The organism is Pelagerythrobacter marinus, from assembly GCF_034375205.1.
Lineage (GTDB): Bacteria > Pseudomonadota > Alphaproteobacteria > Sphingomonadales > Sphingomonadaceae > Pelagerythrobacter > Pelagerythrobacter marinus.
Genome location: NZ_CP139719.1, coordinates 2,508,536 through 2,532,870, shown reverse-complemented (window position 1 = coordinate 2,532,870; position 24,335 = coordinate 2,508,536). Strand labels below are relative to the sequence as shown.

General features: G+C 69.1%; 24 protein-coding genes and 2 tRNA genes. 10 read left to right on the top strand and 16 right to left on the bottom strand.

Annotated features, from left to right (window positions below; translation table 11 throughout):
- Positions 1 to 26 precede the first annotated feature (26 nt).
- Positions 27 to 962, top strand: coding sequence for an LOG family protein (locus tag T8T98_RS12455; protein ID WP_160734245.1), 936 nt, complete (start codon positions 27 to 29; stop codon positions 960 to 962).
- Here T8T98_RS12455 and thiD read toward each other — a convergent pair.
- From thiD to glmM, 3 genes are read right to left on the bottom strand one after another with little or no spacing between them, the layout of a single operon-like run.
- Positions 917 to 1,735: a bifunctional hydroxymethylpyrimidine kinase/phosphomethylpyrimidine kinase gene (gene thiD / locus T8T98_RS12450; protein ID WP_251104962.1), complete on the bottom strand. Its 819-nt coding sequence runs from the start codon at positions 1,733 to 1,735 to the stop codon at positions 917 to 919. The two genes, T8T98_RS12455 and thiD, sit on opposite strands and share 46 nt — an antisense overlap.
- Positions 1,732 to 1,956: a DUF1272 domain-containing protein gene (locus T8T98_RS12445; protein WP_160734247.1), complete on the bottom strand. Its 225-nt coding sequence runs from the start codon at positions 1,954 to 1,956 to the stop codon at positions 1,732 to 1,734. The genes thiD and T8T98_RS12445 overlap by 4 nt, the downstream gene beginning before the upstream one ends.
- A gap of 20 nt (positions 1,957 to 1,976) precedes the next feature.
- The gene (gene glmM, locus T8T98_RS12440) at positions 1,977 to 3,314 is read right to left on the bottom strand and encodes a phosphoglucosamine mutase (RefSeq protein ID WP_160734248.1); all 1,338 of its coding nucleotides are present in this window, start codon (positions 3,312 to 3,314) and stop codon (positions 1,977 to 1,979) included.
- A gap of 80 nt (positions 3,315 to 3,394) precedes the next feature.
- On the opposite strand from glmM, the gene T8T98_RS12435 reads away from it, so the two are divergent.
- Both T8T98_RS12435 and T8T98_RS12430 read left to right on the top strand, forming a co-directional pair.
- Positions 3,395 to 4,654: a dicarboxylate/amino acid:cation symporter gene (locus T8T98_RS12435; protein WP_251104963.1), complete on the top strand. Its 1,260-nt coding sequence runs from the start codon at positions 3,395 to 3,397 to the stop codon at positions 4,652 to 4,654.
- A 79-nt stretch (positions 4,655 to 4,733) separates the two neighbouring features.
- Entirely contained in the window at positions 4,734 to 5,345 is a 612-nt protein-coding gene (locus T8T98_RS12430; protein ID WP_251104964.1) for a superoxide dismutase, read from the top strand.
- A gap of 105 nt (positions 5,346 to 5,450) precedes the next feature.
- On the opposite strand, the gene T8T98_RS12425 is transcribed toward T8T98_RS12430, so the two are convergent.
- The 3 genes from T8T98_RS12425 to T8T98_RS12415 all read right to left on the bottom strand — a co-directional run bounded on the left by T8T98_RS12425 (position 5,451) and on the right by T8T98_RS12415 (position 7,480).
- Positions 5,451 to 6,626, bottom strand: coding sequence for an AI-2E family transporter (locus T8T98_RS12425; protein ID WP_160734251.1), 1,176 nt, complete (start codon positions 6,624 to 6,626; stop codon positions 5,451 to 5,453).
- Positions 6,627 to 6,692: 66 nt separating this feature from the next.
- Positions 6,693 to 7,304: a sigma-70 family RNA polymerase sigma factor gene (locus tag T8T98_RS12420; RefSeq protein ID WP_251104965.1), complete on the bottom strand. Its 612-nt coding sequence runs from the start codon at positions 7,302 to 7,304 to the stop codon at positions 6,693 to 6,695.
- Positions 7,304 to 7,480, bottom strand: coding sequence for a NepR family anti-sigma factor (locus T8T98_RS12415; RefSeq protein WP_160734253.1), 177 nt, complete (start codon positions 7,478 to 7,480; stop codon positions 7,304 to 7,306). The genes T8T98_RS12420 and T8T98_RS12415 overlap by 1 nt, the downstream gene beginning before the upstream one ends.
- Before the next feature lie 192 nt (positions 7,481 to 7,672).
- Between T8T98_RS12415 and T8T98_RS12410 the strand changes: the two genes are divergently transcribed.
- Positions 7,673 to 9,523 (top strand): CHASE domain-containing protein, encoded by a 1,851-nt coding sequence (locus tag T8T98_RS12410; protein ID WP_322295684.1) that lies wholly within the window; start codon positions 7,673 to 7,675, stop codon positions 9,521 to 9,523.
- An 82-nt stretch (positions 9,524 to 9,605) separates the two neighbouring features.
- Here T8T98_RS12410 and T8T98_RS12405 read toward each other — a convergent pair whose 3' ends face one another.
- The 3 genes from T8T98_RS12405 to T8T98_RS12395 all read right to left on the bottom strand — a co-directional run bounded on the left by T8T98_RS12405 (position 9,606) and on the right by T8T98_RS12395 (position 12,433).
- Positions 9,606 to 10,400 carry a response regulator gene (locus T8T98_RS12405; protein WP_160734255.1) on the bottom strand — a complete coding sequence of 265 codons (795 nt, stop codon included), beginning with the start codon at positions 10,398 to 10,400 and terminating at the stop codon, positions 9,606 to 9,608.
- A 354-nt stretch (positions 10,401 to 10,754) separates the two neighbouring features.
- Positions 10,755 to 11,195: a response regulator gene (locus T8T98_RS12400; protein ID WP_251104966.1), complete on the bottom strand. Its 441-nt coding sequence runs from the start codon at positions 11,193 to 11,195 to the stop codon at positions 10,755 to 10,757.
- A gap of 80 nt (positions 11,196 to 11,275) precedes the next feature.
- Positions 11,276 to 12,433 (bottom strand): N-acetyltransferase, encoded by a 1,158-nt coding sequence (locus T8T98_RS12395; protein ID WP_251104967.1) that lies wholly within the window; start codon positions 12,431 to 12,433, stop codon positions 11,276 to 11,278.
- A 155-nt stretch (positions 12,434 to 12,588) separates the two neighbouring features.
- Between T8T98_RS12395 and T8T98_RS12390 the strand changes: the two genes are divergently transcribed.
- On the top strand, positions 12,589 to 13,695 hold the full coding sequence (locus T8T98_RS12390; RefSeq protein WP_160734258.1) for a fatty acid desaturase family protein: 1,107 nt from the start codon (positions 12,589 to 12,591) through the stop codon (positions 13,693 to 13,695).
- Between the two features lie 132 nt (positions 13,696 to 13,827).
- Here the strand turns inward: T8T98_RS12390 and T8T98_RS12385 are convergent, their stop codons facing one another.
- The 6 genes from T8T98_RS12385 to T8T98_RS12360 all read right to left on the bottom strand — a co-directional run bounded on the left by T8T98_RS12385 (position 13,828) and on the right by T8T98_RS12360 (position 20,089).
- A complete protein-coding gene (locus T8T98_RS12385; RefSeq protein ID WP_251104968.1) occupies positions 13,828 to 14,118 on the bottom strand; it encodes a hypothetical protein in 291 nt (96 codons plus the stop codon).
- Positions 14,119 to 14,189: 71 nt separating this feature from the next.
- A complete protein-coding gene (gene lptG, locus T8T98_RS12380; RefSeq protein WP_251104969.1) occupies positions 14,190 to 15,287 on the bottom strand; it encodes an LPS export ABC transporter permease LptG in 1,098 nt (365 codons plus the stop codon).
- Between the two features lie 10 nt (positions 15,288 to 15,297).
- The gene (lptF, locus tag T8T98_RS12375) at positions 15,298 to 16,521 is read right to left on the bottom strand and encodes an LPS export ABC transporter permease LptF (RefSeq protein WP_251106045.1); all 1,224 of its coding nucleotides are present in this window, start codon (positions 16,519 to 16,521) and stop codon (positions 15,298 to 15,300) included.
- Positions 16,522 to 16,622: 101 nt separating this feature from the next.
- Positions 16,623 to 17,009, bottom strand: a complete 387-nt coding sequence (gene clpS, locus T8T98_RS12370; protein WP_251106046.1) for an ATP-dependent Clp protease adapter ClpS — start codon at positions 17,007 to 17,009, stop codon at positions 16,623 to 16,625.
- A 208-nt stretch (positions 17,010 to 17,217) separates the two neighbouring features.
- Positions 17,218 to 18,009 carry a phasin family protein gene (locus T8T98_RS12365; protein WP_251104970.1) on the bottom strand — a complete coding sequence of 264 codons (792 nt, stop codon included), beginning with the start codon at positions 18,007 to 18,009 and terminating at the stop codon, positions 17,218 to 17,220.
- A 178-nt stretch (positions 18,010 to 18,187) separates the two neighbouring features.
- Positions 18,188 to 20,089, bottom strand: a complete 1,902-nt coding sequence (locus tag T8T98_RS12360) for a PHA/PHB synthase family protein (protein ID WP_322295683.1) — start codon at positions 20,087 to 20,089, stop codon at positions 18,188 to 18,190.
- A 157-nt stretch (positions 20,090 to 20,246) separates the two neighbouring features.
- On the opposite strand from T8T98_RS12360, the gene T8T98_RS12355 reads away from it, so the two are divergent.
- The 3 genes from T8T98_RS12355 (at position 20,247) to T8T98_RS12345 (ending at position 22,945) form a co-directional block, all read left to right on the top strand.
- Positions 20,247 to 21,452 (top strand): LL-diaminopimelate aminotransferase, encoded by a 1,206-nt coding sequence (locus T8T98_RS12355; RefSeq protein WP_160734263.1) that lies wholly within the window; start codon positions 20,247 to 20,249, stop codon positions 21,450 to 21,452.
- A gap of 278 nt (positions 21,453 to 21,730) precedes the next feature.
- A complete protein-coding gene (locus T8T98_RS12350; protein ID WP_251104972.1) occupies positions 21,731 to 22,135 on the top strand; it encodes a winged helix-turn-helix domain-containing protein in 405 nt (134 codons plus the stop codon).
- A gap of 3 nt (positions 22,136 to 22,138) precedes the next feature.
- Positions 22,139 to 22,945: a crotonase/enoyl-CoA hydratase family protein gene (locus tag T8T98_RS12345; protein WP_251104973.1), complete on the top strand. Its 807-nt coding sequence runs from the start codon at positions 22,139 to 22,141 to the stop codon at positions 22,943 to 22,945.
- A 9-nt stretch (positions 22,946 to 22,954) separates the two neighbouring features.
- Here the strand turns inward: T8T98_RS12345 and T8T98_RS12340 are convergent, their stop codons facing one another.
- Positions 22,955 to 23,734, bottom strand: coding sequence for an acyl-CoA thioesterase (locus T8T98_RS12340; RefSeq protein ID WP_251104974.1), 780 nt, complete (start codon positions 23,732 to 23,734; stop codon positions 22,955 to 22,957).
- Positions 23,735 to 23,960: 226 nt separating this feature from the next.
- On the opposite strand from T8T98_RS12340, the gene T8T98_RS12335 reads away from it, so the two are divergent.
- Together T8T98_RS12335 and T8T98_RS12330 are read left to right on the top strand one after the other, a co-directional pair.
- Positions 23,961 to 24,034 (top strand) — tRNA-Cys (locus T8T98_RS12335).
- 60 nt (positions 24,035 to 24,094) lie between these two features.
- Positions 24,095 to 24,170: transfer RNA gene (locus T8T98_RS12330), tRNA-Thr, on the top strand.
- The last annotated feature ends 165 nt before the right edge of the window (positions 24,171 to 24,335 follow it).

Below are 24,335 nucleotides of genomic sequence, written 5' to 3'. Positions count from 1 at the left end.
GCGGCGGCGGGCCTATGGGAAGGCCGATGAGCGAAGAAAACGAAACACGCGGCGAGCGCGATCTCGCCGACCGCAAGTTCTACCCCGCAGACCAGGAAGCCGCCTTCTCCGACGCGGCGATGCCGCAGACGCCGCAGACGCGCCACCCGGCCTACAAGCTGGCGTTTCGCGACACCGACTTCCTGCTGCGCGACGAACTGCGCCCGGTCCGCTTCCAGCTGGAGCTGCTGAAGCCCGAAATGCTGCTGGACGAGGCCGGGGTCGGCTCCACCCTCGTCATGTATGGTTCCGCGCGCATTCCCCCGCCCGAGGCGGTAGACGAGGCGCTGGCCGGCGCGAAGGACCTGCCGGACGACGAGCGCCGCGTGGTCGAGAACCTGGCGCGGAAGGCGAAGTACTACGGCGAGGCCTACAAGCTGTCGAAGATGGTCAGCGAGAAGTCGATCATCGAAGGGGGCAAGCGCCAGTTCGTCGTCTGCTCGGGCGGCGGCCCCTCGATCATGGAAGCCGCGAACAAGGGCGCGAGCGACGCGGGGGCGGAATCGATCGGGCTCAACATCGTCCTGCCGCACGAGCAGGCGCCCAATCCCTATGTCACGCCCTATCTCTCGTTCCAGTTCCACTACTTCGCGCTGCGCAAGATGCATTTCCTGCTGCGGGCCAAGGCGGTGGCGGTCTTCCCCGGCGGTTTCGGCACGTTCGACGAGTTCTTCGAACTGCTGACGCTGATCCAGACGGGCAAGATGAAACCCATGCCGATCCTGCTGTTCGGCAAGGATTTCTGGAACCGGGTGATCGATTTCGAGGCGCTGGCCGACGAGGGGACGATCAGCCACAAGGACCTGGAACTGTTCCGCTGGTGCGAGACCGCGGACGAAGCGTGGGAGAAGATCGCCCGCTTCTACCAGATCGACGGTTACGAGGCCGACCCGGTCGAGGAACTGCCCCCGCGCACCGCCTGATGGCCCAGCGGGCCGTGGCCCGCGCCGAACCCGGGGGCCTTGCGCAGCGCCTCGATCACGAAGCGCCGGCCCAGCCGCACCGCGTGTTCGAGCGGCTGGCCATGCCCGAGCAGGGTCGCGATCGCCGACGACAGCGTGCAGCCGGTGCCGTGGGTATGGCGGGTCTCGATCCGCGCATCGCCGAACGAGGCGAAATCGCCGCTGGTGTGCACCAGCCGGTCGGTCACCCGCGCTTCGGCCCCGTGCCCGCCCTTGGCCAGGACCGCGCAGCCGTGGTCCTGCGCCAGGCGGTGCGCGGCGGCGGCGATCTCGTCCGGGGTGGCGCAGGGCATTCCGGTCAGCGCGGCCAGTTCGGGCAGGTTGGGGGTGGCCAGGGTGGCGCGGCGCATCAGCGCGCCGAAGGCCTCGATCGTCTCTTCGTCCGCCAGCACCGCGCCGCTGGTCGCGACCATGACCGGGTCGAACACCACGTGGCCATCGAATCCGGCCAGCAGGTCGGCCACGGCGCGGGCCGTGGCGGGCGATCCGAGCATGCCGATCTTCACCGCGTCGGCGCCGATGTCGTCGAGGCAGCTACGCGCCTGCTGTGCCACAAGCTCGGGGGCGAGCGGTTCGACCGCCTGCACCCCGGTCGTGTTCTGCGCGGTGATCGCGGTGATCGCGGTCATCGCATAGCCGCCCAGCATGGTGACCGTCTTGATGTCGGCCTGGATGCCGGCCCCGCCCGAACTGTCGGACCCGGCAATGGCGAGGACGCGTGGCGGCGCGTTCATGCGCGGAACCTGCGTTCGGCGGAGGGCGGATACTTGCCGAGCAGCGCCTTCGCCCGGGTCGGCCGGTCCATCAGCTCGCCGCCGCAGTTCGGGCAGCGATCGTCGAGCGCCTCGGCACAGGCGGCGCAGAACGTGCATTCGAAGCTGCAGATGAAGGCGCCCGGTGCCTGCGCCGGCAGGTCCGTTCCGCAACGTTCGCAGTCGGGGCGCATCTGCAGCATCGGCCCGTCCGCCGCGACCGTCAGGCCGCCGCCTTCACGGCGGCGCAGATCCGGTCCACGACCTGTTCGACCTGGGCCGCATCGTCGCCTTCGGCCATGACCCGGATCACCGGCTCGGTGCCCGAAGCGCGGATGACCACGCGGCCCCTGCCCTCCAGCTCGGCCCGGGCGTCGGCGATGCAGGCCTTGACGCTTTCCGCCTCCAGCGGGGCGCCGCCCGAATAGCGCACGTTCTTCAGCAGTTGCGGAACCGGCTCGAACTGGTGCAGCAGCTCGCTCGCCGGCTTGCCCGCGCGCACGAGGCTGGCCAGCACCTGGAGCGCGGCGACCGTGCCGTCGCCCGTGGTGGCGTGATCGAGCAGGATCATGTGCCCCGATTGCTCGCCGCCGACGTTGAACCCGCCCTGGCGCATCCGTTCGAGGACGTGGCGGTCGCCCACCTTGGTCCGTTCGAGCGAGAGGCCCTGGTCTGCCAGGCAGCGCTCGAGCCCGAGGTTCGACATGACGGTGGCCACGACCCCGCCCCCGCGCAGCGCCTGCCGGTGGGCGAGGCGGGTGGCGATCAGCGCCATGATCTGGTCGCCGTCGACCGTGCGGCCGCGTTCGTCGATCACGATCAGGCGGTCGGCATCGCCGTCGAGCGCGATCCCGATATCGGCGTTCTCGCGCACGACCGCGGCCCGCACCGCCTCGAGCGCTGTCGAACCCACCCCGTCGTTGATGTTCGTGCCGTCGGGCGCGACGCCGACCGTCACGACGTCCGCGCCCAGTTCCCAGATCGCCGAGGGCGTGACCTGGTAGGCCGCGCCGTGGGCGCAGTCGACCACGACCTTCAGGTCGTCGAAGCGGACCTGGTTCGACACCGACTGCTTGACCGCGTGGATATAGCGGCCGCGCGCGTCCTCGATCCGGCGGGCGCGGCCGATCATCGGCGCGGCGACGAGCGGCGGATCGGCTTCGAGCAGCGCCTCGATCGCGACCTCGTCCTCGTCCGAGAGCTTGAAGCCGTCGGGGCCGAACAGCTTGATGCCGTTGTCTTCGAACGGGTTGTGGCTGGCGGAGATCATCACCCCCAGGTCGGCCCGCATCTCGCGCGTCAGCAGGGCGATCGCCGGGGTCGGCAGGGGCCCGGTCATGATCACGTCCATCCCCACGCTGGTGAAACCGGCGACCAGCGCGCTTTCCATCATGTAGCCGGAAAGGCGGGTGTCCTTGCCGATCACGACCCGGTGGCGGTGGTCGCCGCGCAGGAAATGGCGGCCCGCGGCCTGGCCCACGCGCATGGCCGTCGCGGCGGTCATCACGCCGTCGTTCGTGCGCCCGCGAATGCCGTCGGTACCGAAAAACTTGCGTGCCATGTTCGAATTCTATCCCCCCGGCGATTTGCCAGCCGCTTCTGGCGCGGTTAGGCGGCAAAGGAAAGGGGACCCGCGCACGGATGGCCGTCGAAAAGGCAGAATCTACCGAACTCCTGGCGATCCGGCTCCCCGTGTGGTGGACGTTCGGCGGCCTCGTCGCGGGCCTGCTCGCCGGGCTGGCGCTGGCCGGGACCGATGCGCTCGACCCGGTGCTCGCGGTGACCGAGCCGACCGGCGCGCTGTGGCTGCAGGCGCTGCAGATGACGATCATCCCGCTGGTATCCGCGCTGCTGGTGATCGGCATCGCGCAGATGGTCCGGGCCGCGCGCGCGGGGCGCGCGGCGCGGCGGATGCTGGGCTGGGTCTTCGCGGTCCTGCTCTTCTCGGGCCTCGCCGCGGCGACGATGATGCCGCTGCTGCTCGACCTCTTCCCGATCCCCCCTTCGGCCGGGACGCTGCTGCAGACCGGCGACATCGCGCCGCAGGAGGTGCCCGGGCTGGCCGATTTCCTGACCTCGCTGATCGCGCCCAACGTCATCGCCGCGGCGGCCGAGACGACGATGCTGCCGCTGACGATCTTCTTCGCGCTGTTCGCCGTGGCCGTCGCGCGCCTGCCGGCGGCGCAGCGCGATACGCTGCTCGGCGTGTTCCGCGCGCTGGCCAATGCCATGCTGACGATCATCGGCTGGGTCCTGTGGATTGCGCCGCTCGGCGTCTTCGCGCTCGCGCTCGGGGTCGCCGCGCGCGCAGGCGGCGGGGCCTTCGCCACGCTGGTCCACTATATCCTCGCCGTGTCCGCGATGGGGGCGATCGTGCTTCTGGCGGGCTATGCCCTCGCCTGGTTCGGCGGCGGGATCGCGCCGCTGCGCTTCGCGCGGGCGATGATTCCCGCCCAGGCGGTCGCGGTCTCGACCCAGAGCTCGCTCGCCAGCCTGCCCGCCATGCTGGCGGTCGCGCGGCGGCTGGGCGTGCGCGAGAGCACGGCCGACTTCGTCCTGCCGCTGGCCGTGGCGATCTTCCGCGCGACCAGCCCGGCGATGAACCTCGCGGTCGCGATCTACGTCGCCACGCTGGCGGGGGTGGAGCTGACCCCGGCGACGCTGGCGGCGGGCATCGCCGTGGCGCTGGTGATCTCGGTCGGGTCGGTCAGCCTGCCCGGTTCGATCAGCTTCGTGATCTCGATCGGCCCGATCGCGCTGGCGATGGGCGTGCCGATCGAACCGCTGGCCTTGCTGGTTGCGGTGGAGATGCTGCCCGATATCATGCGCACCCTCGCCAACGTGACGCTGGATGTGGCAGTAGCGGCGGCGACCGATCGCCCGGAGGACGAAACCGTATAGATCTTGCAACCCATGGCCGGCCCGCGCGTTGGACGGGCAAGCCGAACCTTCAACTCTGGACCTTTAGGGGAACCAATCCATGGCCTTCAAACTGATCGACCTGCCTTATGCCAGCGATGCCCTCGCGCCCGCCGTGTCGGCCGAGACGCTGAGCTATCACCACGGCAAGCACCACCAGGCCTACCTGGACAAGACCAACAAGGCGATCGAGGGCACCGACCTCGAGGGCAAGCCGCTGGAAGACGTCGTCGCCGCGGCCCGCGGCAGCGACCAGGGGCTGTTCAACAACGCGGCGCAGAGCTGGAACCACGGGTTCTACTGGCACTCGCTGTCGCCCGAAGGCGGCTCGCCTTCGGACGAGCTGGCCTCGCTGATCGACGATGCCTTCGGCTCGCTCGACGATCTCAAGTCGAAGCTGGCCGAGCGCGGCGCGGGCCACTTCGCCAGCGGCTGGGTCTGGCTGGCGGAGAAGGGCGGCAAGCTCTCGATCGAGGAAACGCACGACGGCGACACGCTGGCGGACCAGGATTTCAACCCGCTGCTGACGATCGACGTGTGGGAACACGCCTATTACCTCGATCACCAGAACAAGCGCCCCGAATACCTCGACCAGGTGATCGGCGGGAAGCTCAACTGGAACTTCGCCTCGGAAAACCTCGCCCGCGGCGAAACCTGGAAATACCCGGGCTGATCCCGCGCGCCCGGCGACCGGGCGCGAAATGCGAAAGGCCCGCCTCGCGCTCGTGCGCGGGGCGGGCCTTTTCGCATGGCGCCGTTCCGGCGGGGAAGGCGGGGGCTAGACCGGTTCCTCTTCCTGGCCGAGCGCCATGAGGTTGGTCGCGAACAGCGGCTCGCCGAAGATGAAGCCGACCAGGTTCGGCCGGCCGACATGGTCGAAGAAGGCCGTCAGCATCAGCAGGATCGGGACCGAGAGCAGGGCACCGAACACGCCCCAGATCCACGAGAAATAGCTGAGCGCGATGAGGATCATCACCGGGTTCATCGTGAAGCGCGCGCCGAGGATCGACGGGGTGACGACGTTCGATTCGACCGTGTGCAGCGCGAGGTAGGCCGCCGCCGGCACGATGCCGAGCAGGAGGGTATCCCCGGTGCCGATCCCGAACAGGGCCAGCAGCGCCGTCATCGCCAGCGGCCCGATATAGGGCAGGAAGTTGAGCAGCGCGGCCAGCCCGCCCCACATGACCGGCGCCTCTACCCCCAGCGCCCAGGCGCCGAGGGCCACGACCACGCCGACCCCGGCGTTGATCCACGAGACCGTGAAGATATAGGCGGCGACCCGGTCCTGCACCTCGCGCATGACCCGCGCCGCCTTGATGCTGGTGCCGAAACTGGCGCGATCGAACAGCAGGTGCCGCCGCAGCCGCACGCGCGCCTCGATCATGAAGAACGTCATCAGGAAGGTCAGCAGGACTTCGAGCACGACGCTGGGCGTGGCGAAGGCGAGCTGTTCGATCACCGAGGGGCTGGCCAGCACGACCTCGCGCGAGGTGGAGCGGCCCATCAGGTCGGCCAGCCGCTCGTTCGCGGCCGCGACCCAGGCGAATTCGTCGCGCAGCTCGCCGAAGCGGCGCGCGACCTGGTCGGCCATCGCCGGCAGGCTGTCGAACAGGGCGATCGCCGGCTGCAGGATCAGCGCCAGCGCGAGCAGCAGGACCCCGAAGAACGCGGCCAGCGCCACGAGCGAGGCGAGCACGTTGGGCAGGCCCCAGCCGGCCAGGCGGTCGGCCAGCGGCGAGAGGATGATCGTCAGCACCACTGCCGTGACGAGCGGCAGGAACACGACCGATCCGATCGACAGGACGAAGGGCAGGGCGAGGAACAGGCCGAGCCCGATCAGCAGGACGAGCGCCGAGATCAGGCGCAGTTCCTGTTCGGCGAAGGCCGCGCGCGTCGTCCGCCGGGCGGGTCGCCCGGCGGGTTCGGCAGATGCTGCGGGGGGCCTGTCGGTCATGCGGCTGCCGGGTCCTGTCTGCGATTTCGGCGGCCATAGCCGCGCCGCGCCCGGCCTAGCAAGCGACTAGCGCGTGGGGGAGGTTTCGCCGCGGCCGGCGGCCACGTCGTCGAGTTCTTCCAGGATCGCGCGATGGGCCGCGTCGTCCTCCACCGAACGCTGGGGGATCGACCCGTCCTGCAACATCGCGCTGAGCGCGGCGCGCGCGCGGCCCACGCGGCTCTTGATCGTGCCGACCGCGCATCCGCAGATCGTCGCCGCTTCCTCGTAAGAAAAGCCGCCGGCGCCGACCAGCAACAGCGCCTCGCGCCGCTCCGGCGGCAGGGTCAGGAGCGCGCGGTGCATGTCGGACAGGTGGATCGGCTCTTCCTGGCCCGCAGGCTGGGTCAGCAGCCGCTCGGCCACGTTCTCGTCGTACTCGCCGCGGAAGCGGTTGCGCCGCATGTCGGTGAGATAGGCGTTGCGCAGGATCACGAATGTCCAGGCGCGCATGCTGGTGCCGGGTTCGAACCGTTCCTGCGCGGCCCAGGCCTTGAGCAGGGTTTCCTGGACCAGGTCGTCGGCCATGTCGGGCCGGCCGCACAGGCCGCGCGCGAAGGCGCGCAGGTGCGGGACGACTTCGGTCAGCTCGCGCTTGAAATCGGCTTTCTCGGAAGCCGTGCGTTCGGGGCCGGCCATCAGGATTTATCGTCCAGCTTCGAAAGCAGCTCCTTGAAGCTGTCGGGCAGCGGCTCCTCCACCACCGAATCGTACAGCTGGCGCAAGCCGTCGGCCCATCCCGGGTTGTCGCGCTTCTTCTTGCTGTCCCCGCTGTCGATGGCGTCCCCCTTACGTCGATCCCCGTCAGTATGCATGTAAGCTCGCAATCCTTCGAAAAATACGTAAAACCCCGGCGGCGCCTTACGGTGCCCGCGGGGACTTTTCCAGTTTTCCAACTTATGGTCTGCCAGGGGGAACGAAGCCGCGGGTGCTTGGTTCCCGAACTGGAGGGGCGTTGCCCGCCGGTCGTGAGTCTTGGTTTGTTTGGTGGAGTGCGGCGCAGCCTGATGCCAGTTAACGCGTCTCGACGGGGAAGAAGTCGCCGCTGGCTGGTAGAGTATCCGCGCGCCGCGCCGGTCGCCATCTTCCTGCTGATCGCCGCGATCACCGCGCTCAGTGTCTTCGCGATCGAGCGGGGGGAGGCGCAGCGCGAATCCGCCCGCCTCAACGAACGCGCGCGCGCGGTCGCCTCCGCCCTCGAACGGCGGGCCAGCGCCAATTCCGCCTACCTGCGCGCGGGCGCGGCCATGTTCGCCGCGGTGGACCGGGTGGACGAGACGCTGTTCGACCGTTTCGTGTCCGAGCTGCAGCTCGACTTCGACTATCGCGGCACGGAAGGGATCGGCTGGGCGCAGAACCTGCGATCCTACGAACTCGACCAGTTCCGCGCCGGCGCCAACCCGCCGGCACCCGCCGCCGCGCCCGACGACGCGCCCGACGACGCGATCGAGGGCGACGCGATCGAGGGCGAACAGGGAGCCGGCACCGGCCGCGATCCCGCCGGTTCGACCGCAGCGCCCGGGCCGCCCGCCGATACCGCCGCTGCCGCGCCACCCGCGGCCGGGGCGACCACGGGCGCCGAGCCGGCCCCGGTCCAGATCTGGCCCGTTCCCGGCGCGATGACCGGCCGTGTCGTCCCGGTCACCTTCCTGCGCCCGGACACCGATCGCAATCGCCGGATGCTGGGGTACAACATGTTTTCCGAGCCGGTGCGCCGCGCCGCGATGGAGGAGGCGGAGACGACCGCCCAGCCGACCGCGAGCGGCAAGGTCCAGCTCGCCTATCGCGACGGGCCGCAGATGCCGGGCTTCATCGTCTACATGCCGGTGTTCCGCGGCAACCTGAGCCAGCGCAGCCTGCGCGGCTTCATCTACAGCCCCTTCAACGCGGAAAACTTCCTCGCCTCCGCGCTCGAACTGGCCGACGCGGGGGAGCGCGGCGTGCGCCTCTACGACGGCGAGCCGACGCCCGACCGGCTGCTGGCGCAGATCGCGCCCGATGCCGGCTCGGGCAAGTCGGTGCAGCAAAGGATCACGATCGCCAACCGGCCAATGGTGGTCGAAGTCGCCTCGCCCGCGGCCGCCAGCCTCTCGACGCTGTCGATGGTAACCCTGCTGTTCGGCCTGCTGGTCGCCAGCCTCCTGCTGGTCGTCGCCCGCCTGGTGACGCAGCAAACGCGCGAGGACCAGCTGAAGCTGGAATGGCTCGAAGAACAGGATTCGATCCGCAACTCGCTGACGCGCGAGCTGAACCACCGGGTCAAGAACACGCTGGCGAACATTCTCTCGATCGTCGCGCTCACCCGCCGCCGGTCCGAATCGCTCGACGAGTTCGCCGACGGGCTGGATGGCCGCATCCGCGCGATCTCCGCCACCCACGACCTGCTCACGCAGTCTGAGTGGGGAACCACGCCGGTGCGCGCGGTGGTGGCGGCCGAAATGGCCCCGCACGTCCACGATTCGGGGGCCGACTTCTCGGTCGACGGGCCGGAAGTGGAACTGGCCCCGGGCGACGCGCTGACGCTGGGCCTGGCGATTCACGAGCTGGCGACCAATGCCTCGAAATACGGCGCGCTGTCGGTGCCCGAAGGGCGCGTTTCGGTGCGCTGGGAGCTGGAAGGCAAGAACATCGTGCGGATGGAATGGGTGGAAACCGGCGGTCCGCGCCTGTCCGGCCGGCCCGAGTGGCGCGGCTTCGGCCTCGACCTGATCGAGAAGATCGTCGCGCACGAACTGAACGAGCGGGTCGAACTGGAATTCCCGCCCGAGGGCGTGCGCTGCACGCTGCGCATCCCGGTCCGGCGGCCGAGCCAGTTCGCGATCCGCGCGGCGCGGCGCAAGGAAAAGGCCGCGGGCTGAACCCGCGGCCTCGATCGTTTCCCGGCTGCCAGTGGAAGCGCCCCTGCGGGCGGCGCCCGGCCTGCGGACGCCGCGCCGCGGGTCAGGCGATCGGCTGGCTGGAGTTGAAGAACAGCGCCTGGCTGATCGCGGTGCGCACCGTCGCTTCCTTGAACGGCTTGGTGACCAGGTAGGTCGGTTCCGGCCGGTCGCCGGTGAGCAGGCGTTCGGGATAGGCGGTGATGAAGATCACCGGCACCGAATCGATCGCGAGAATATCGTCCACCGCGTCGAGGCCCGAGGAGCCGTCGGCCAGCTGGATGTCGGCCAGGACGAGGCCCGGGGTCTTCTCGGCGACGACTTCCTGCGCCTGCGTGCGGGTGGCGGCGGTGCCGCAGATCTCGTGCCCGAGCGAGGTCACGAGGTCTTCGAGCTGCATCGAGATCAGCGGCTCGTCCTCGATGATCAGCACGCTCGTGCTCGATTCGCGGTCGATTTCCTCGACCGCTTCCTGGACCAGCTTCTCGACCGACTCGCGGTCGAGATCCATGATCTCGGCGGTCTGGTCGATGCTGAAGTCTTCCAGCGTCGTCAGCAGCAGCGCCTGGCGGTTGAGCGGCGTGATCGCGCTCAGCCGGTCGTGCGCCGCGCTTTCGTGCATTCCGGCTTCCGGCCCTTCGCCGGTGGTTTCCAGATAGGCGCTCGACCAGACCTTGTTGAACGCGCGGTAGAGCGGCACGCGGCCCCCGGCGAGCGATTCCTTCAGCTGTTCGTCGGCCAGCGCCGCTTCCAGCGTCTGGCGGACGAAGGCGTCTCCGGTCGATTGCGATCCAGTCAGTGCGCGGGCGTAGCGGCGCAGGTACGGCAGATTGTTGGCTACCTGTTCTCCAAGCGGCATGAATTCCCTTCCCTAGAAGTGAGGCGTCGCTAGAACGCACGCATGCGCCCTTGGTTCCACGGGCGCGCTGGTGGACGATAAGCCGCCCCCGCGCAAGCGCCTGGCGGCCGCCTGCCCGGTGCGCGAGCCGACCGAAAGCCTGCCCCGCAGGAAAAAATGAAAAAATTCACCCGGCCCGGGAACCAGCGTTCTGGCCGGTCATTATCTGACTGTCACCGCCGAGACCCCCCTCCCGTCCAAGCGGCAGGTGATACGATCCCGAAGGGCCTCCGCTCGATACGTCGAGCGGAGGCCTTTTTTTTGGCTCCGCCGGGCGGCCGCAAACGGGCGCAGGGAAGCGCGGGATCGGGCAGGTCAGGCGATCGGGCGGCGCAGGCGATCGAGCAGGCCCCGGCGGCGCGGGGCGGCGACCGCGCGCACGAGGTCGCGCGGGTCGTATGGCTTCTCGAGCACTGTGCCCAGTCCGGCCACTTGCGGCGGGATGCGATCGGGGGCGCCGGTGGAAAAGACGATTCGCGGCGGCTGGGGGCCGACGCTGTCGATCAGCTCGGCAATCGCCCAGCCATCGTCGCGGTCGGCCAGCTGCACGTCGAGAACGACGACGTCGGGCCGGCTCCGGCGCAGGGCCTCCAGCGCGGCCTCGGTCGTCTGGCAGATCTCCACCCGGCGCGCGCCGGCGTCGCGCAGCGCGGCCTCGATCGCGAGCGAGAGAACCGCGTCGTCCTCCACCACCAGCACGTGGCCGATGTCCGGCGTCTGCGAAGCCGACGAGGGTGCCCTGCCTGTCTTGCCCATGTCCTCTTTCAGATCCGCGCCGCACCCCGTGTGCGCCCGTGCAGGAAACGGGGCGGGTGCGGGCCCGGTTCCCGCAATGGCTACAGCGACTTGCGGTAGATCGCGTATTCGCGGTTGATCTCGCTCTCGATCGCGTCGGCGATGGCGACCATGCCCTGGTTGTCTTCGAGGATCCAGCCGATCTCCCCCCGCTCGGTGCCGTTGGCGCGGGTCGTGTCCTCGCGGATCTCGCTGATCATCATGAAGGCCAGCTGGCTGGCGAGGCGCGAGTTGTGAAATTCCTTCAGCACGCCCATCAGCGGCACCCGCGCCGTGCGCGCGCGCGGCTTGCGCAGCCAGCGCAGCATCGTGATCCAGCCGAAGGGGAACAGCCTGCCGCCGATCCGGGCCAGCGGTTCGTTCACGTCGGGCAGGGCGAGCATGAAGGCGACGGGCCGTCCGTCCAGCTCCGCGATGCGGGTCAATTCCTCGCGCACCAGCGGGCGCAGCTTCTTCGCGCCATAGGCGATCTCGCGCTCGGTAAAGGGGACGAAGCCCCAGTTCTTCGACCAGGCATCGTTGAGGATGTGCAACACGGTGCGCACGTCCTGCGTGTAATTGGCGTGGTCCACCGGGCGGATGCGGATGCGCGGGTTGCGCTTGCCCGACTGGACGATGCGCCGCACGATCGGCGGGAAATCGTCGCTGACGTCGAGCGCGTAAGTGAACAGACGCTTGGCCACTTCGTAACCCGCGTTCTCGACATAGCCCTGGTAGCGGGGCGGGTGATGGCCCATCAGCACCGTCGGCGGCTGGTCGTGCCCGGCGACCAGCAGGCCCGGCTCTTCCCACATCGAGAGCGAGATCGGGCCGAGCACGCGCGTCATCCCCTGTTCGCGCAGCCAGCCTTCCGCCGCGGCCAGCAGGGCGCGGGCGGCGCTCTCGTCCTCGGCATCGAAATAGCCGAAGATCCCGGTGCCGGGGCCGAAGCCCTGTTCGGCCGGCATGTCCAGCATCAGCCGGTCGACGCAGGCCGCGATCCGCCCCACCGCCCTGCCGCCGCGGCGGGCGATGAACAGCTGCACCCGGGCATGGTCGAAAAGCGGGTTCCTGGCCGGGTCGAGCAGTTCCATCTGCTCGCCGCGCAGCTGGGGCACGGCATTGGGCGTTTCGGCGGAAAAGCGGCGGCCGAGATCGACGAAGGCCGCGCGCCCCGCCTTGCCCTCGACCGCCTCGATCACTATTTCGGTGTCTGTCACGGGCTATCCTGTTCAGCTTGGGTTAGCCCTGTCTGTGCTTGTCGCGCCTTGTCAAGCAACAGCGATGGCAGGGCCGCCGCACCGGCCGCGATGGCGGCGGATTGTTCCTTCGGCGGCCGTTTTGCTGTAGGCGCATTCTCCCGGGACCAATGACCATGAACCTGCAACAGACGATCGAGCCTGCCGCCGGCACCGTGCCGCCTGCCGCCCCGCGCGCCGGGGCGAAGGCCGCGATTGCCGACGACAAGGCGATGCTGCGCGCCGCCCGCGACCTGACGAAGGACATCGCGGTTGCGCGGCCCGCGATCTACTGGACCGACACGCTGCTTTCGGCGGGGATCGGCTATGCCGCGCTGGCGGGCGCGATCCTGGTGGACAGCGTGCCGCTGGCAATCGCGCTGGGCGTGGTCGCGGCGCTGGCGCTCTATCGCGCGCTCCTGTTCATCCACGAACTGTCGCATATCCACCGCGACGCGCTGCCCGGATACCGGCTGGCGTGGAACCTGCTCGTCGGCATTCCCGTGCTGACCCCTTCGTTCATGTATGAAGGAGTGCACACGCTCCACCACGCGCGCACGCGTTACGGCACGGTCGAAGATCCGGAATACCTGCCGCTGGCGCTGATGAAGCCGTGGAGCCTGCCGCTGTTCGTCGCGATCGCCCTGCTGGCGCCGCCGGCGCTGCTGTTCCGCTTCGCCGTGCTGGTGCCGCTGGGCGCGGTTGTCCCCCCGGTGCGCAAGCTGGTGTGGGAGCGGTTTTCCGCGCTTTCGATCAATCCCGATTTCCGCCGCCGGCCGCCCGAAGGCGAGCTGACGAGGCGCGTGTTCTGGCAGGAACTGGGCGGCAGCCTGTGGGCCATCGCCCTGCTGGCCAGCACGTTCGCGATCGGCTGGCGCCCGCTCCTGATCGCGCTCGCCGTGCTTTCGCTGACCGCCGTGTTGAACCAGCTTCGCACGCTCGTCGCGCACTTGTGGGAAAACGACGGCGAACCGATGACGGTGACCGCGCAGTTCCTCGATTCGGTCAATGTCCCGCCGCCCGGCTGGATGGCGGCGATCTGGGCCCCGGTGGGCCTGCGCTACCACGCGCTGCACCACCTTCTGCCCAGCATGCCCTATCACTCGCTGGGCGAGGCGCATCGACGGCTGGCCGCGCACCTGGGGCAGGATTCGACATATGCCGGGGCCAACCACCCGGGGATGCTGCCGCTGGTCATGCGGATCGCGCGCAGCACGATGCGGGTGGGCCGGCCCGGCGCCTGACCGCCCGCCGCCCCGCCGCACATCTGCCGGCGCGAATGCAACGAAAGAGGGGCCGCCTCCCGCACCGGGAAGCGGCCCTCTGGCATTTCGCCCGGGCGGCGCCGCCGGAGCGGTGCCGCGGGCCGGTGCGGATCAGTCGGTTTCGACCGTCAGCGAGGGATCGCCGTCGACGTCCGCGCGCACGCGAGTGTTCTCGTCGCCGAGGTCCGCCTCGAGCCCGTTCTCGTCGACCGTCATCCGGTCGCCGGTCATGTCAGGGTCGCCGACCGGCTCCTGCGTGATGATCGTGGTTTCCTCCGGCGCAGGGGCCACGGTCTCGCCCACCACGGTCTCGTCTTCGGCCGGGGTGGGGGCATTGGCTTCGCTACAGGCGCCGAGCGCGAGCGCTCCGGCGGTCAGCGCGGGCAAGGCAAGTGCCTTCATGTCGAATTCTCCTGCATAGGGCATGATGGGCCCTAGACTCGCGAACGCGCTACAGGTTCCGGGGCCGCCGGTTATTCCTCGGTCCGGACGAGCACGGTCTCGCCCACCAGCAGGAACAGGAAGAACGGCGCCCAGGCGGCCAGGAAGGGCGGGTATCCGCCGAAACTGCCCATCGCCAGGGCGGCGTTGTCGATCACGAAATAGGCAAAGCCGAGCGCCATCGCGATGATCGCGCGCAGGAACAGCTGGCCCGACCGCGCGAGCCCGAAGGCGGCGATCGCGCCGAGCAGCGGCATCAGGAAGGCCGACAGCGGGCCGGAGAACTTGTGCCACCACCTGGCGCGCAGCTCGTCGGTCTGGCGGCCGGCTTCCTCGTAGGCGGCGATCGAGCGGTAGAGCTCGACCACGCCCAGGGCATCGGGATCGACGCTTTCGAGCGCGATCTGCGTCGGGGTGAGCCCGGGGGCGACGACCATGCTGTCGAGCTGCGCGGTATCGGCCGCCGCGACATCGAACCGCTCGACCTGTTCCAGCCGCCAGCCCGGCCCGGCGTAGCGGGCCCCCTGGGCGCGCGCCTGTTCGACCAGCGCGCCGTTGTCGCCCCGCCGGTACCACGTAACCCCGCGCATCCGGATGTGCTCGCCTTCGCCCCATAGCGAAGCGGCGGTGAGCACGTCGTTCCCGTCGGTGAAATAGACGTTCGCGCGCACGCCCGACTCCTCGGGCACGGTGCCGAAATTGTTGGCTTCCCAGGCCTTGAGCGTCGCCGTGGCGCGCGTCACGACCGTTTCGTTGAAGGCGAAGGAGATCGCCGAGACGCCCGCCGCCGTCAGCAGGAGCGGGGCCAGGACCTGGTGCGCGGAAAGCCCGGCGGCCTTCATCGCGATCACCTCGCTGTTCTGGTTCAGCGTGACCAGCGCGATGATCGTCGCCAGCAGGACCGAATAGGGCAGGAAACGCGCCGCCAGCTGGGGCACGCGCAAGGTAACGTAAGTCCACAGTTCGCCCTGGCCATTGCCCGGCGCGGCGAGGATTTCGCCGCTCGTGCTGAGCAGGTCGAGCATCATCAGCACCAGCACGAGAACGGCCAGCATGGCGACGATCCGCACGATGAACAGCTTCGCGAGATAGAGCGTCAGCGTGCGCGAGGGGAAGAAATCGAACTGCATCGCCGGGGCCCTATTCCGCCGGGGCCGGTTCGCCGGCGCGGGCCGGGCGCCGCCGGCCGAACAGCTTGCGCAGGCGGCCCGCCAGCTTGGCGAAGGCGGTTTCAAGCGCGCCGATCGGCTGCCCGCCGGGCACGTAGGCGATCTTGTAGTACATCCACACGATCAGCGCGGCGAAGAGGACGAAGGGAACCCAGAGCGCGAGGATCGGATCGAACCGGCCGAGCGCGGCGATATCCTCCCCGTACTGGTTCACCTTGTGATAGGCGACGACCATCACGATCGAGACGAAGACGCCCAGCGCGCTGGTCGATCGCTTGGGCGGGATCGCCAGCGCCACGGCCAGCAGCGGCATCAGGGCCATCATCACCACCTCGACCATGCGGAAGTTGAAGCTGGCCTGGCTCGCGTCGCGTTTCGCCTGGGTCGTGCTCTCGCTCCACCCGATCCGCAGCAGTTCGGGCAGGATATATTCGCGCTCCGCATCGCCGCGGGCGCGGAATTCCTCCACCGCGGGAAGATCGATCGGCAGGTCGTGGCGCGTGAAGCTGAGGACGCGCGGCGTCTGCTCGCCGGTGTCCTGCACGATCGTGCCGTCGGTCAGCCGCAGGATGATCGTGTCGGGGCTGTCGCTGGTGGCGAGGAAGGCGCCCTCGGCCGCGGAGATCGACAGGACCTGTCCCTTGTCGTCGGCGACCCGCGCGAAGATCCCCCGCAGCCGGCGCCCGTCGTCCTCGCTCGAATCGATCCGCAGGGCCATGCGGTCGGCCAGGGTCGTGAACTCGCCCACCTTGATCGAGGCGCCGAGCGCGCCCGAGCGCAGTTCGTATTCCAGCTGTTCGTAGTAATAGCGGCTGACCGGCTGGACGTAGAAGACCAACGCCACGTTCACCGCCATCAGCACGGCGGTGATGATATAGGGCACGCGCAGCAGCCGGCCATAGCTGAGGCCGACGGCGCGCATCACGTCGAGCTCGCTCGACGTCGCGAGCTTGCGGAAGGCGAGCAGGATGCCGAGCAGCAGGCCGAGCGGGATCGCCAGGCTCGCATATTCGGGGATCAGCGCGCCGAGCATCTTGAACACCACGCCGACCGGGCCGCCTTCGACGGCGACGAAATCGAACAGGCGCAGCATCTTGTCGAGCAGCAGCAGCGAGGCCGCGATCGCGAAAACCCCCAGCATCGGCAGGATCACCAGCCGGAAGATATATCGGTCGAGGGAGGGGATCGATTTCAGCAAGGGCTTCGGCTCAGCGTCGGTTCGCCGCTGCCCTAGCGCGAAACTGCCCGCCGGTCATGCCCCAACCGCCCGACCGGCGGCCGCGCCGCGGTGGCGGATCAGGCCTTTTCCAGCGTGCACTGCAGCGGGTGCTGGTTCTGGCGCGCGAAATCCATCACCTGGTTCACCTTGGTCTCGGCGATTTCATAGGGAAAGATCCCGCAGACGCCGACGCCCCGCTGGTGGACGTGCAGCATGACGCGGGTCGCCTGCTCCAGGTCCATGCGGAAGAACCGCTTCAGGCACATGACGACGAATTCCATCGGGGTGTAATCGTCGTTGAGCATCAGCACCTTGTACTGGCTGGGCTTCTTGGGGCTGGTGCGGGTTCGCGTCGCGATCCCGACCTGCCCTTCGCCGTCACCGTCGCCGGCATCCGAATCGCCGGGGTCCGCGCCGAGCGGGCGCAGGGGCAGGGGGTGCAGGATTTCGCGGTCGATCGGCATCAGGCAGTGAATATCGTATCGCATTCGGCATTCGCAAGTGGCGCGCACGCAGGCAGGGGAGCGATTGTGGGGCGCGGCGGTTGCCGGGCGATTAACGTGCAGCGCCCCCGGCGCCAAGCGAAACGGGCCGGCCCAGCGGTGGAGCTGGCCGGCCCGTGTCGTGTCCGGTGCCCGCTCGCGCCGGGCGCGAGAGGACGCGTCCCGGCGATCAGGTCGCGGGGCGGGCCTTTTCCATCGCCAGGCTGACCCGGCTGGAAAGCGGCGCGGCAACGTCGCCGGCCAGCTTGACCCAGGCTTCGGTCGCCTTGGAGAACTGCGCCACCGCGGCGTCGAAATTGCGGCTGGCGATCTGGCCCTGGAGCTGGACGAAATCGGTCGGTGACTTGACCGCGGCGAATTCCTTCGCGTCGCCGGTCATCGTTTCGACCGCGGCCTTGCTGTCTTCCATCGTGGCCTTGGCGATATCCTGCAGGCCGGCGGCGAAAATCTTGCCCGATTCGACCATCGCGTCGAGGTTGCCCTTCGAAAACTCGCGCGCTTCCACGGCGTATTCGGCGCTCTTCTCGTAAGCGGTCTGCGCGCGGGCCTGGAGCTCGGCGAGGCCTTCCTTCATCTGGGCGGCGTAATCGGTGCTGGTCTGGGTCTTGGCCATGTCGGTTTCCTTCGTTCGGGGGCGGGCGGGGGCCTTTGTCGCGGACTTGCGGGCGGCGGCCTTGCCGGCGTTCTTCTTCGGGGCGACAGTCCTGGCGGCGGTTTTGGCCCGGGGGGCTGCCTTCTTCTTCTTCGCGCCGCCGTTCTTCGATCTGGCGGGTTTCGCCTGGACGGGGGCGGATTTCCCGGCCGTCGCTTCGGCAGTATCGGTCTTCATCGCGGTCGTGCTCTTGTCTCCGGCCGGCGGGGCGGGCTCGCCTTCCGGTCTTGCATCGGCCTTGCGCGCCGCGGCTTCGGCGTAAGCTTTCGCGGCTGCAGCATCGCTGCTGGCTTCATCGCGTGTCGCCATGACGATCCTTCCTCTGCCTGCCGGCCCTCTGCCTGCGGGCATTGTGCCCGGCCAATGCGTCGGTAATGTTGCGGTGCACAAAATAGGTGGATGCGCGCCGAAGTCAAGGATATTTTGTGCAGTGCACAATAAGCGCGCAGATCCCTTCCGGACCAGCCACGGTGAAGACGGATTGGCCTCAGCGCATCCGCACGTAGCGCCCCGGCGCGTCCTCGATCGTCCTGTCCCCGCGCCCGCCCGGCTTGCGCTTGCCGGTCGCCGGCACCCGCGCGTCGCCGTGCCCCTTCAGCCAGTCCAGCCAGTGCGGCCACCACGATCCGGGATGCTCGGTCGCGCCTTCGATGAAGGCGTCGAGCGAGGGCGCCCGGCTGTCGCCGGTCCAGTACTGGTACTTATTCGCGGCCGGCGGGTTCACGACCCCGGCGATATGCCCGCTGCCGGCGAGGACGAAAGTCGTCTCGCCGCGGAAGTGGCGGGTCGCGCGCCAGACGCTTTCGGCGGGCGCGATGTGATCCTCGCGCCCGGCCTGGATGAAGGCGGGCACGGCGATGCGGGTCAGGTCGATCGGGGTCCCGTCGGCCGCGAGGGCATCGGGGATCACCAGCTTGTTGTCGCGGTAGAGGTCGCGCAGGTAATCGCCGTGCCAGCGCGCGGGCAGGTTCGTCACGTCGCCGTTCCAGTGCAGCAGGTCGAAGGCCGGGTAATCCTCCCCCAGCAGGTAGTTGTTGACGACGTAGTTCCAGATCAGGTCGCGGCCGCGCAGGGCGTTGAACGTGGCGGCCATGTAGCGCCCGTCGAGATAGCCTTCGGGAGCGAGGCGGCCGATGATCTCCAGCTGGCCGCCGTCGATGAAGCCGCGCAGTTCGCCCGCTTTCTCGAAATCGACCTGGGCGGTGAAGAACGTCGCGCTGGCGACCTTGTCCGCCTGCCCCCGGCGGGCAAGGATCGCGAGAGTCGCGGCCAGCGTCGTGCCGGCGACGCAATAGCCGATCGCGTGCACGGCCGGCACCTCCAGCCGCGCGCGAACGTGGTCGATCACCTCGGCCTGGGCGCGGATGTAATCGTCCCAGGCCACGTCCTTCATCGTCGCGTCGGCCGACTTCCAGCTCACCACGAACACGGTCAGCCCCTGGTCCACGGCCCACTTGATGAAGCTCTTCTTCGGCGAGAGGTCGAGGATGTAGAAACGGTTGATCCACGGCGGGAAGATCACCAGCGGCACGGCGAGCACGTCCTTCGTCGCCGGGTCGTACTGGATCAGCTGATAGAGCGGGGTCTCGTGGACCACCTTGCCCGGGGTCGCGGCGATGTTCTCGCCCAGGGTGAAGGCCGCCGGGTCGGTGTGGGTCAGCTGGCCCCGGCGCAAGTCGGCGATCAGGTGGCCCATCCCCTTGACGAGGTTCCGGCCCGATGTCTCGACGGTGCGCTTCAGCACCACCGGGTTGGTGGCGACGAAATTGTCCGGGCTCATCGCGTCGAGCAGGGCGCGGGTCGCGAAAGCGAGCTGCTCGCGGCGCTCGGCCGGTACACCCTCGACCTCGTCCGCCGCGGAGACGAGGTAGTCGGCCAGCATCAGGTACGTCTGGTGCAGCAGGGCGAAAGCGGGATGTTCGCGCCAGGCCGGGTCGGCGAAGCGCCGATCGGTGCGCGGCAGCGCGGTTTCGGGCGGCCCGTCGCCGCCCTCCGCCGTCTCGCCGAGCATGGCCCCGGCCATCGCGCGCCACAGCGCCAGGCCGTCGTCCATCATCCGTTCGATCGCGGCCGGATCGGCCTGGGGCGGAACGGGCCACTGCCCGGCCATCTGCATCCAGGCGGCGGGATCGAGCGGGTTGGCCGGGTCGGGCCGTCCCGAAAGCCGTTCCTCGACGAAATCGAGCCACATCGCGCGCAGCTCCTGCGCGGTCCGGCCCCACTGCGCGATCGCGTCCCGGCCCTCGGGTTCGCCGTCGCTGTCGCCGTCGTCGTCGGCGGCGGATCCTGCCCCGGCGCTGCCCGACCCGGCGAAAGCGGCCATGGCGGCGCGCATCACCTCCCCCTGCATCCGCAGGGCGGCGGCGAAGGGATCGTGCGTATCGGGCATCGGGGCGCTCCGTCGAAGTCGCGGTTGCGGCCACGATAGCCAAAAGCGCATTTCACCGCGACCGCTATTCGGTTAGGGTTTTGGCATCAGCCCGGCTGAACAGCACCCGCGTGCCGCCCCGCAATCGAGAAACGCCCCGCAATCGAGAAAGAGGTCGATGGATACCGAATTCTACCGCATGAAGCGCCTGCCGCCTTACGTGATCGCCGAAGTCAACGCGATGCGGCACGCGGCGCGGCGCGCGGGACGGGACATCATCGACCTGGGCATGGGCAATCCCGACCAGCCGCCGCCCGCCCACGTGATCGAGAAGCTGTGCGAAGTCGCGGCCAAGCCCGATGCCCACGGCTATTCGCAGTCCAAGGGCATCCCCGGCCTGCGCCGCGCCCAGGCGAACTATTACGGCCGGCGCTTCGGCGTCGATCTCGACCCGGAGACCGAAGTGGTCGTGACGATGGGATCGAAGGAAGGGCTGGCCAGCCTCGCCACCGCGATCACTGCGCCGGGCGACGTCGTGCTGGCGCCGAACCCGAGTTACCCGATCCACACCTTCGGCTTCATCATCGCCGGGGCCACGATCCGGTCGGTGCCGACAACCCCGGACGAGCACTATTTCCGCAGCCTCGAGAAGGCGATGTATTTCACCGTCCCGCGGCCCAGCGTCCTCGTGGTCAACTACCCCTCCAACCCCACGGCCGAAGTGGTGGACCTCGCCTTCTACGAGCGGCTCGTCGCCTGGGCGAAGGAGAACAAGGTCTGGATCCTGTCCGACCTCGCCTATTCGGAGCTCTATTTCGACGGCAACCCGACCCCCTCGATCATGCAGGTGAAGGGGGCGAAGGACGTTGCGGTCGAATTCACCTCGATGTCGAAGACATATTCGATGGCCGGCTGGCGGATGGGCTTCGCGGTCGGCAACCGCGATCTGATCGCGGCGATGAGCCGGGTGAAATCCTATCTCGACTACGGCGCCTTCACCCCGATCCAGGCCGCCGCCTGCGCCGCGCTCAACGGCCCGCAGGACATCGTCGAAAGCAATCGCGAGCTTTACCACAAGCGGCGCGACGTAATGGTGGAGGCGTTCGGCCGCGCCGGGTGGGATATCCCGGCCCCGCGCGCCTCGATGTTCGCCTGGGCCCCGCTGCCGCCGGCCCTGAAGGACATGGGCAGCCTGGAGTTCTCCAAGCAGTTGCTGACCCATGCCGACGTCGCCGTCGCGCCCGGGGTCGGTTATGGCGAGGAGGGCGAAGGGTACGTGCGGATCGCGATGGTCGAGAACGAGCAACGCCTGCGCCAGGCCGCGCGCAACGTGAAACGCTATTTCTCCTCGCTCGGCATCAATGCCGCCGCCGGCACCGGCTGAGCCGCAACGCCGCGAAGGCCCTCCGACCGGCGCGAAGGGTTGAAATCGGACCTACCTTGCGTTGACCGCACGCAGGCGCGCTTCCTAGCCCCTTGCCCGAGAGGCGAGGGAATGGCCGGGTCGCTGGGGGAACGCATGGCTTCGCGAAGGTTCATGAGACCGGGTTCGACGATCGGCGGGCGGACGCCGCCGGGGTGGCTGGCTGGCCGGCGAAGGCCTGAACTGCGGGAAACTGGCTGGCGGCCCGCTCGCTCGCGGGCAACGCGGGGCCGCGCCTGATGTGGCGTGCGGAAGACGCGCCGGCGGGGGAATTGCCCCGCGCGATGCAGGTGGGGCCGGTCACGCTCGACCTGTTCCATCGCGACGCCCATGTCGCCGGGCGCTGGTTGCGGCTGCACCCGCGCGAGTTCGCGGTTTTCTGGCACCTCGCCGAACGGCCGGGTCGCCCGGTGCCGCGCGCGCACCTGCTGCGCCACGTCTGGCGGCTCGACTTCGATCCCCAGACCAACCGAGTCGCGGTGGCGGTGTGCCGGATCCGCGCCCGCCTGCGCGCGGTCGGGGTCGAGGGGCTGATCGCGACCGTTCCGGGGTGCGGCTATCTGCTGCGCCGCCCGCATGAAGCGCTGGACAGCCCCGCGCCCATGCGCGACGATGCCGGCAACGAAATGGCGGCAGGTGGATGACGAATGGATTTTGCGGCGAACGAACGCGTCTCGATCGAACTGGGTGACGACGGCGTGGCCCAGGTGCGGCTGATCCGTGCCGACAAGATGAACGCGCTCGACCCCGAGATGTTCGCCCGGATCATCGAGGCGGGGCAGGCGCTCCACGACATGAAGGGCCTGCGCGCCGTCGTCCTTTCGGGGGAGGGGCGGGCCTTCTGCGCCGGGCTGGACCTGTCGAATTTCGGCAAGCTGCCCGATCCCGATGCCCCGCCGCTCTCGGCGCGGACCCACGGCAATGCCAACCTGTTCCAGCAGGTCTCCGTCCAGTGGCGCAAGCTGCCGGTCCCGGTGATCGCCGCCGTTCACGGGGTGTGCTTCGGCGGCGGCCTGCAGATCGCCAGCGGGGCGGATATCCGCGTGGTCGCGCCCGATACGCGCATGGCGATCATGGAAATGAAGTGGGGCCTCGTGCCCGACATGGGCGGTTTCGCGCTCTGGCGCGGGCTGGTCCGCGACGATCACTTGCGCGAGCTGGTCTATACCAACCGCGAGTTCAGCGGCGAGGAAGCGCTCGCGCTCGGCCTCGCCACCCATTGCGATGCCGACCCGGTGGCGCGCGCGACCGCCATCGCCGGGGAGATCGGCAATCGCAGCCCGCACGCGATCCGTGCGGCCAAGCGTCTCTTCGCCGCCATGGCCGACCGCCCGACGGACGAAATCCTGGTCGAGGAAAGCATCGAGCAGCACAAGGTCATGCGCACCCCCAACCAGGTGGAGGCGGTGATGGCCGGGATGGAAAAGCGCGCCCCGAATTTCGCCGACGTCTGAACCGGGGCGTCAGCCGAAGATCGCGGCCGCCTGCATCGCGTCGAGCACCTGGCGCCCCTCGGCATTCCACAGCCGCAACCGTTCGGAGGAATAGCCGTCGTCGGCGTGCTGGCTGGCATTTTCCGACAGCCACCACCCGTCGCGCGTCGTGGGCGCCGTGTCGAGCAGGTTGAACGACCAGTTGATCGAGCTGACCGGCCCCTGCCGCTGCATCGCGCGCATTGCGCCGGGCGGCAGGACATCGCCCATCAGGATCAGTTCGGACACAGGGTCCAGCACGTCGCGCTGCGTCAGGCGGGCCCAGCGGCGCACGACGGGCGCGCCTGGGCCGCGTTCGTCCTGCGCGCGGCGCAGTTCGAAATTGTTGCGGATGAAGGCCGGCCCCGAATCGACCATGACCGGCTCGGCCGCTTCCGGATCGCCGGGCCAGTTCGCCGGCGGGGCGGCAGGGTGGACGGCATTGGGCTCGCGCGCGGTGCCGAACACCCACAGCGCGGTCAGCGCGCACTGGCCGCCGGTCCAGATCTCGCTGCGGACTTGCGCCACGTTGCGGCCCTGGCGCACGATCTCGCGCCGCAGCTCGATCTCGCCGCCCACCGGTGCGACGAAGCCGATCTGCGCCGCGCGCAGGGGCGGCAGGTCGGGAAAGGCGCGGACCGCGGCGGTATAGGCGACCAGCCCCAGGGCCCCGCCATAGAGCGTGCGGCCCTGCATCCAGGCCTCCGCCTGCGAAAGGTTGGCAGGGCCGCCGGCGGCGGGGACGGGATCGATCAGGCTGGATATGCTCATGCCCGGCAGCTTTACGTAATCGTCAGGCAGGGTCCAGACTGACGTAACGGAAAGGGCGCGGCAGGTCCCGTCGGGGCATCCGGGGCGGGGCGGTTCGCGTGCCCGAGCGGGGCGGCGGACGCGATTTGGGGTCCGCGTGCCTCGATTGCACCTAACCGATTGCCTTGGCGCGGCCGAGCCGCTAGGGGGCCGCTTCCCCTTGCGTTCCGCCGATGCAAGGGGACGAGGCCCGATGGCGGAGTGGTTACGCAGAGGACTGCAAATCCTTGCACGCCGGTTCGATTCCGGCTCGGGCCTCCACTCTTCGCGAAGCAAGGCATTGCGGGCCGCCCGCAGTGCCGATAAAGGCCCGCGATCAGTGCCGCTTTAGCTCAGTTGGTAGAGCACATCATTCGTAATGATGGGGTCACGTGTTCGAGTCACGTAAGCGGCACCATTCCTCCTCTTCTTGACCGGTGAATCGATCGCGTCGCTGCGCGCGTGTCGGTACGCGCCTTCGCGGCGATTCGCATGACCGGGCCTGCGCGACCCGCGGGCCCCGCGCGGGGCAAAAGCCTCGGAAGCGGAGCATTCGCACGCCATACATTGACATCAATGTCAG

What these genes read in the sequence shown, in the direction of transcription:
- T8T98_RS12455 (WP_160734245.1), top strand. Translation starts at nt 27, where the DNA reads ATGAGCGAAGAAAACGAAACACGCGGCGAGCGCGATCTCGCCGACCGC.
- thiD (WP_251104962.1), bottom strand. Translation starts at nt 1,735, where the DNA reads ATGAACGCGCCGCCACGCGTCCTCGCCATTGCCGGGTCCGACAGTTCG.
- T8T98_RS12445 (WP_160734247.1), bottom strand. Translation starts at nt 1,956, where the DNA reads ATGCTGCAGATGCGCCCCGACTGCGAACGTTGCGGAACGGACCTGCCG.
- glmM (WP_160734248.1), bottom strand. Translation starts at nt 3,314, where the DNA reads ATGGCACGCAAGTTTTTCGGTACCGACGGCATTCGCGGGCGCACGAAC.
- T8T98_RS12435 (WP_251104963.1), top strand. Translation starts at nt 3,395, where the DNA reads ATGGCCGTCGAAAAGGCAGAATCTACCGAACTCCTGGCGATCCGGCTC.
- T8T98_RS12430 (WP_251104964.1), top strand. Translation starts at nt 4,734, where the DNA reads ATGGCCTTCAAACTGATCGACCTGCCTTATGCCAGCGATGCCCTCGCG.
- T8T98_RS12425 (WP_160734251.1), bottom strand. Translation starts at nt 6,626, where the DNA reads ATGACCGACAGGCCCCCCGCAGCATCTGCCGAACCCGCCGGGCGACCC.
- T8T98_RS12420 (WP_251104965.1), bottom strand. Translation starts at nt 7,304, where the DNA reads ATGGCCGGCCCCGAACGCACGGCTTCCGAGAAAGCCGATTTCAAGCGC.
- T8T98_RS12415 (WP_160734253.1), bottom strand. Translation starts at nt 7,480, where the DNA reads ATGCATACTGACGGGGATCGACGTAAGGGGGACGCCATCGACAGCGGG.
- T8T98_RS12410 (WP_322295684.1), top strand. Translation starts at nt 7,673, where the DNA reads ATGCCAGTTAACGCGTCTCGACGGGGAAGAAGTCGCCGCTGGCTGGTA.
- T8T98_RS12405 (WP_160734255.1), bottom strand. Translation starts at nt 10,400, where the DNA reads ATGCCGCTTGGAGAACAGGTAGCCAACAATCTGCCGTACCTGCGCCGC.
- T8T98_RS12400 (WP_251104966.1), bottom strand. Translation starts at nt 11,195, where the DNA reads ATGGGCAAGACAGGCAGGGCACCCTCGTCGGCTTCGCAGACGCCGGAC.
- T8T98_RS12390 (WP_160734258.1), top strand. Translation starts at nt 12,589, where the DNA reads ATGAACCTGCAACAGACGATCGAGCCTGCCGCCGGCACCGTGCCGCCT.
- T8T98_RS12385 (WP_251104968.1), bottom strand. Translation starts at nt 14,118, where the DNA reads ATGAAGGCACTTGCCTTGCCCGCGCTGACCGCCGGAGCGCTCGCGCTC.
- lptG (WP_251104969.1), bottom strand. Translation starts at nt 15,287, where the DNA reads ATGCAGTTCGATTTCTTCCCCTCGCGCACGCTGACGCTCTATCTCGCG.
- clpS (WP_251106046.1), bottom strand. Translation starts at nt 17,009, where the DNA reads ATGCCGATCGACCGCGAAATCCTGCACCCCCTGCCCCTGCGCCCGCTC.
- T8T98_RS12365 (WP_251104970.1), bottom strand. Translation starts at nt 18,009, where the DNA reads ATGGCGACACGCGATGAAGCCAGCAGCGATGCTGCAGCCGCGAAAGCT.
- T8T98_RS12360 (WP_322295683.1), bottom strand. Translation starts at nt 20,089, where the DNA reads ATGCCCGATACGCACGATCCCTTCGCCGCCGCCCTGCGGATGCAGGGG.
- T8T98_RS12355 (WP_160734263.1), top strand. Translation starts at nt 20,247, where the DNA reads ATGGATACCGAATTCTACCGCATGAAGCGCCTGCCGCCTTACGTGATC.
- T8T98_RS12350 (WP_251104972.1), top strand. Translation starts at nt 21,731, where the DNA reads ATGTGGCGTGCGGAAGACGCGCCGGCGGGGGAATTGCCCCGCGCGATG.
- T8T98_RS12345 (WP_251104973.1), top strand. Translation starts at nt 22,139, where the DNA reads ATGGATTTTGCGGCGAACGAACGCGTCTCGATCGAACTGGGTGACGAC.
- T8T98_RS12340 (WP_251104974.1), bottom strand. Translation starts at nt 23,734, where the DNA reads ATGAGCATATCCAGCCTGATCGATCCCGTCCCCGCCGCCGGCGGCCCT.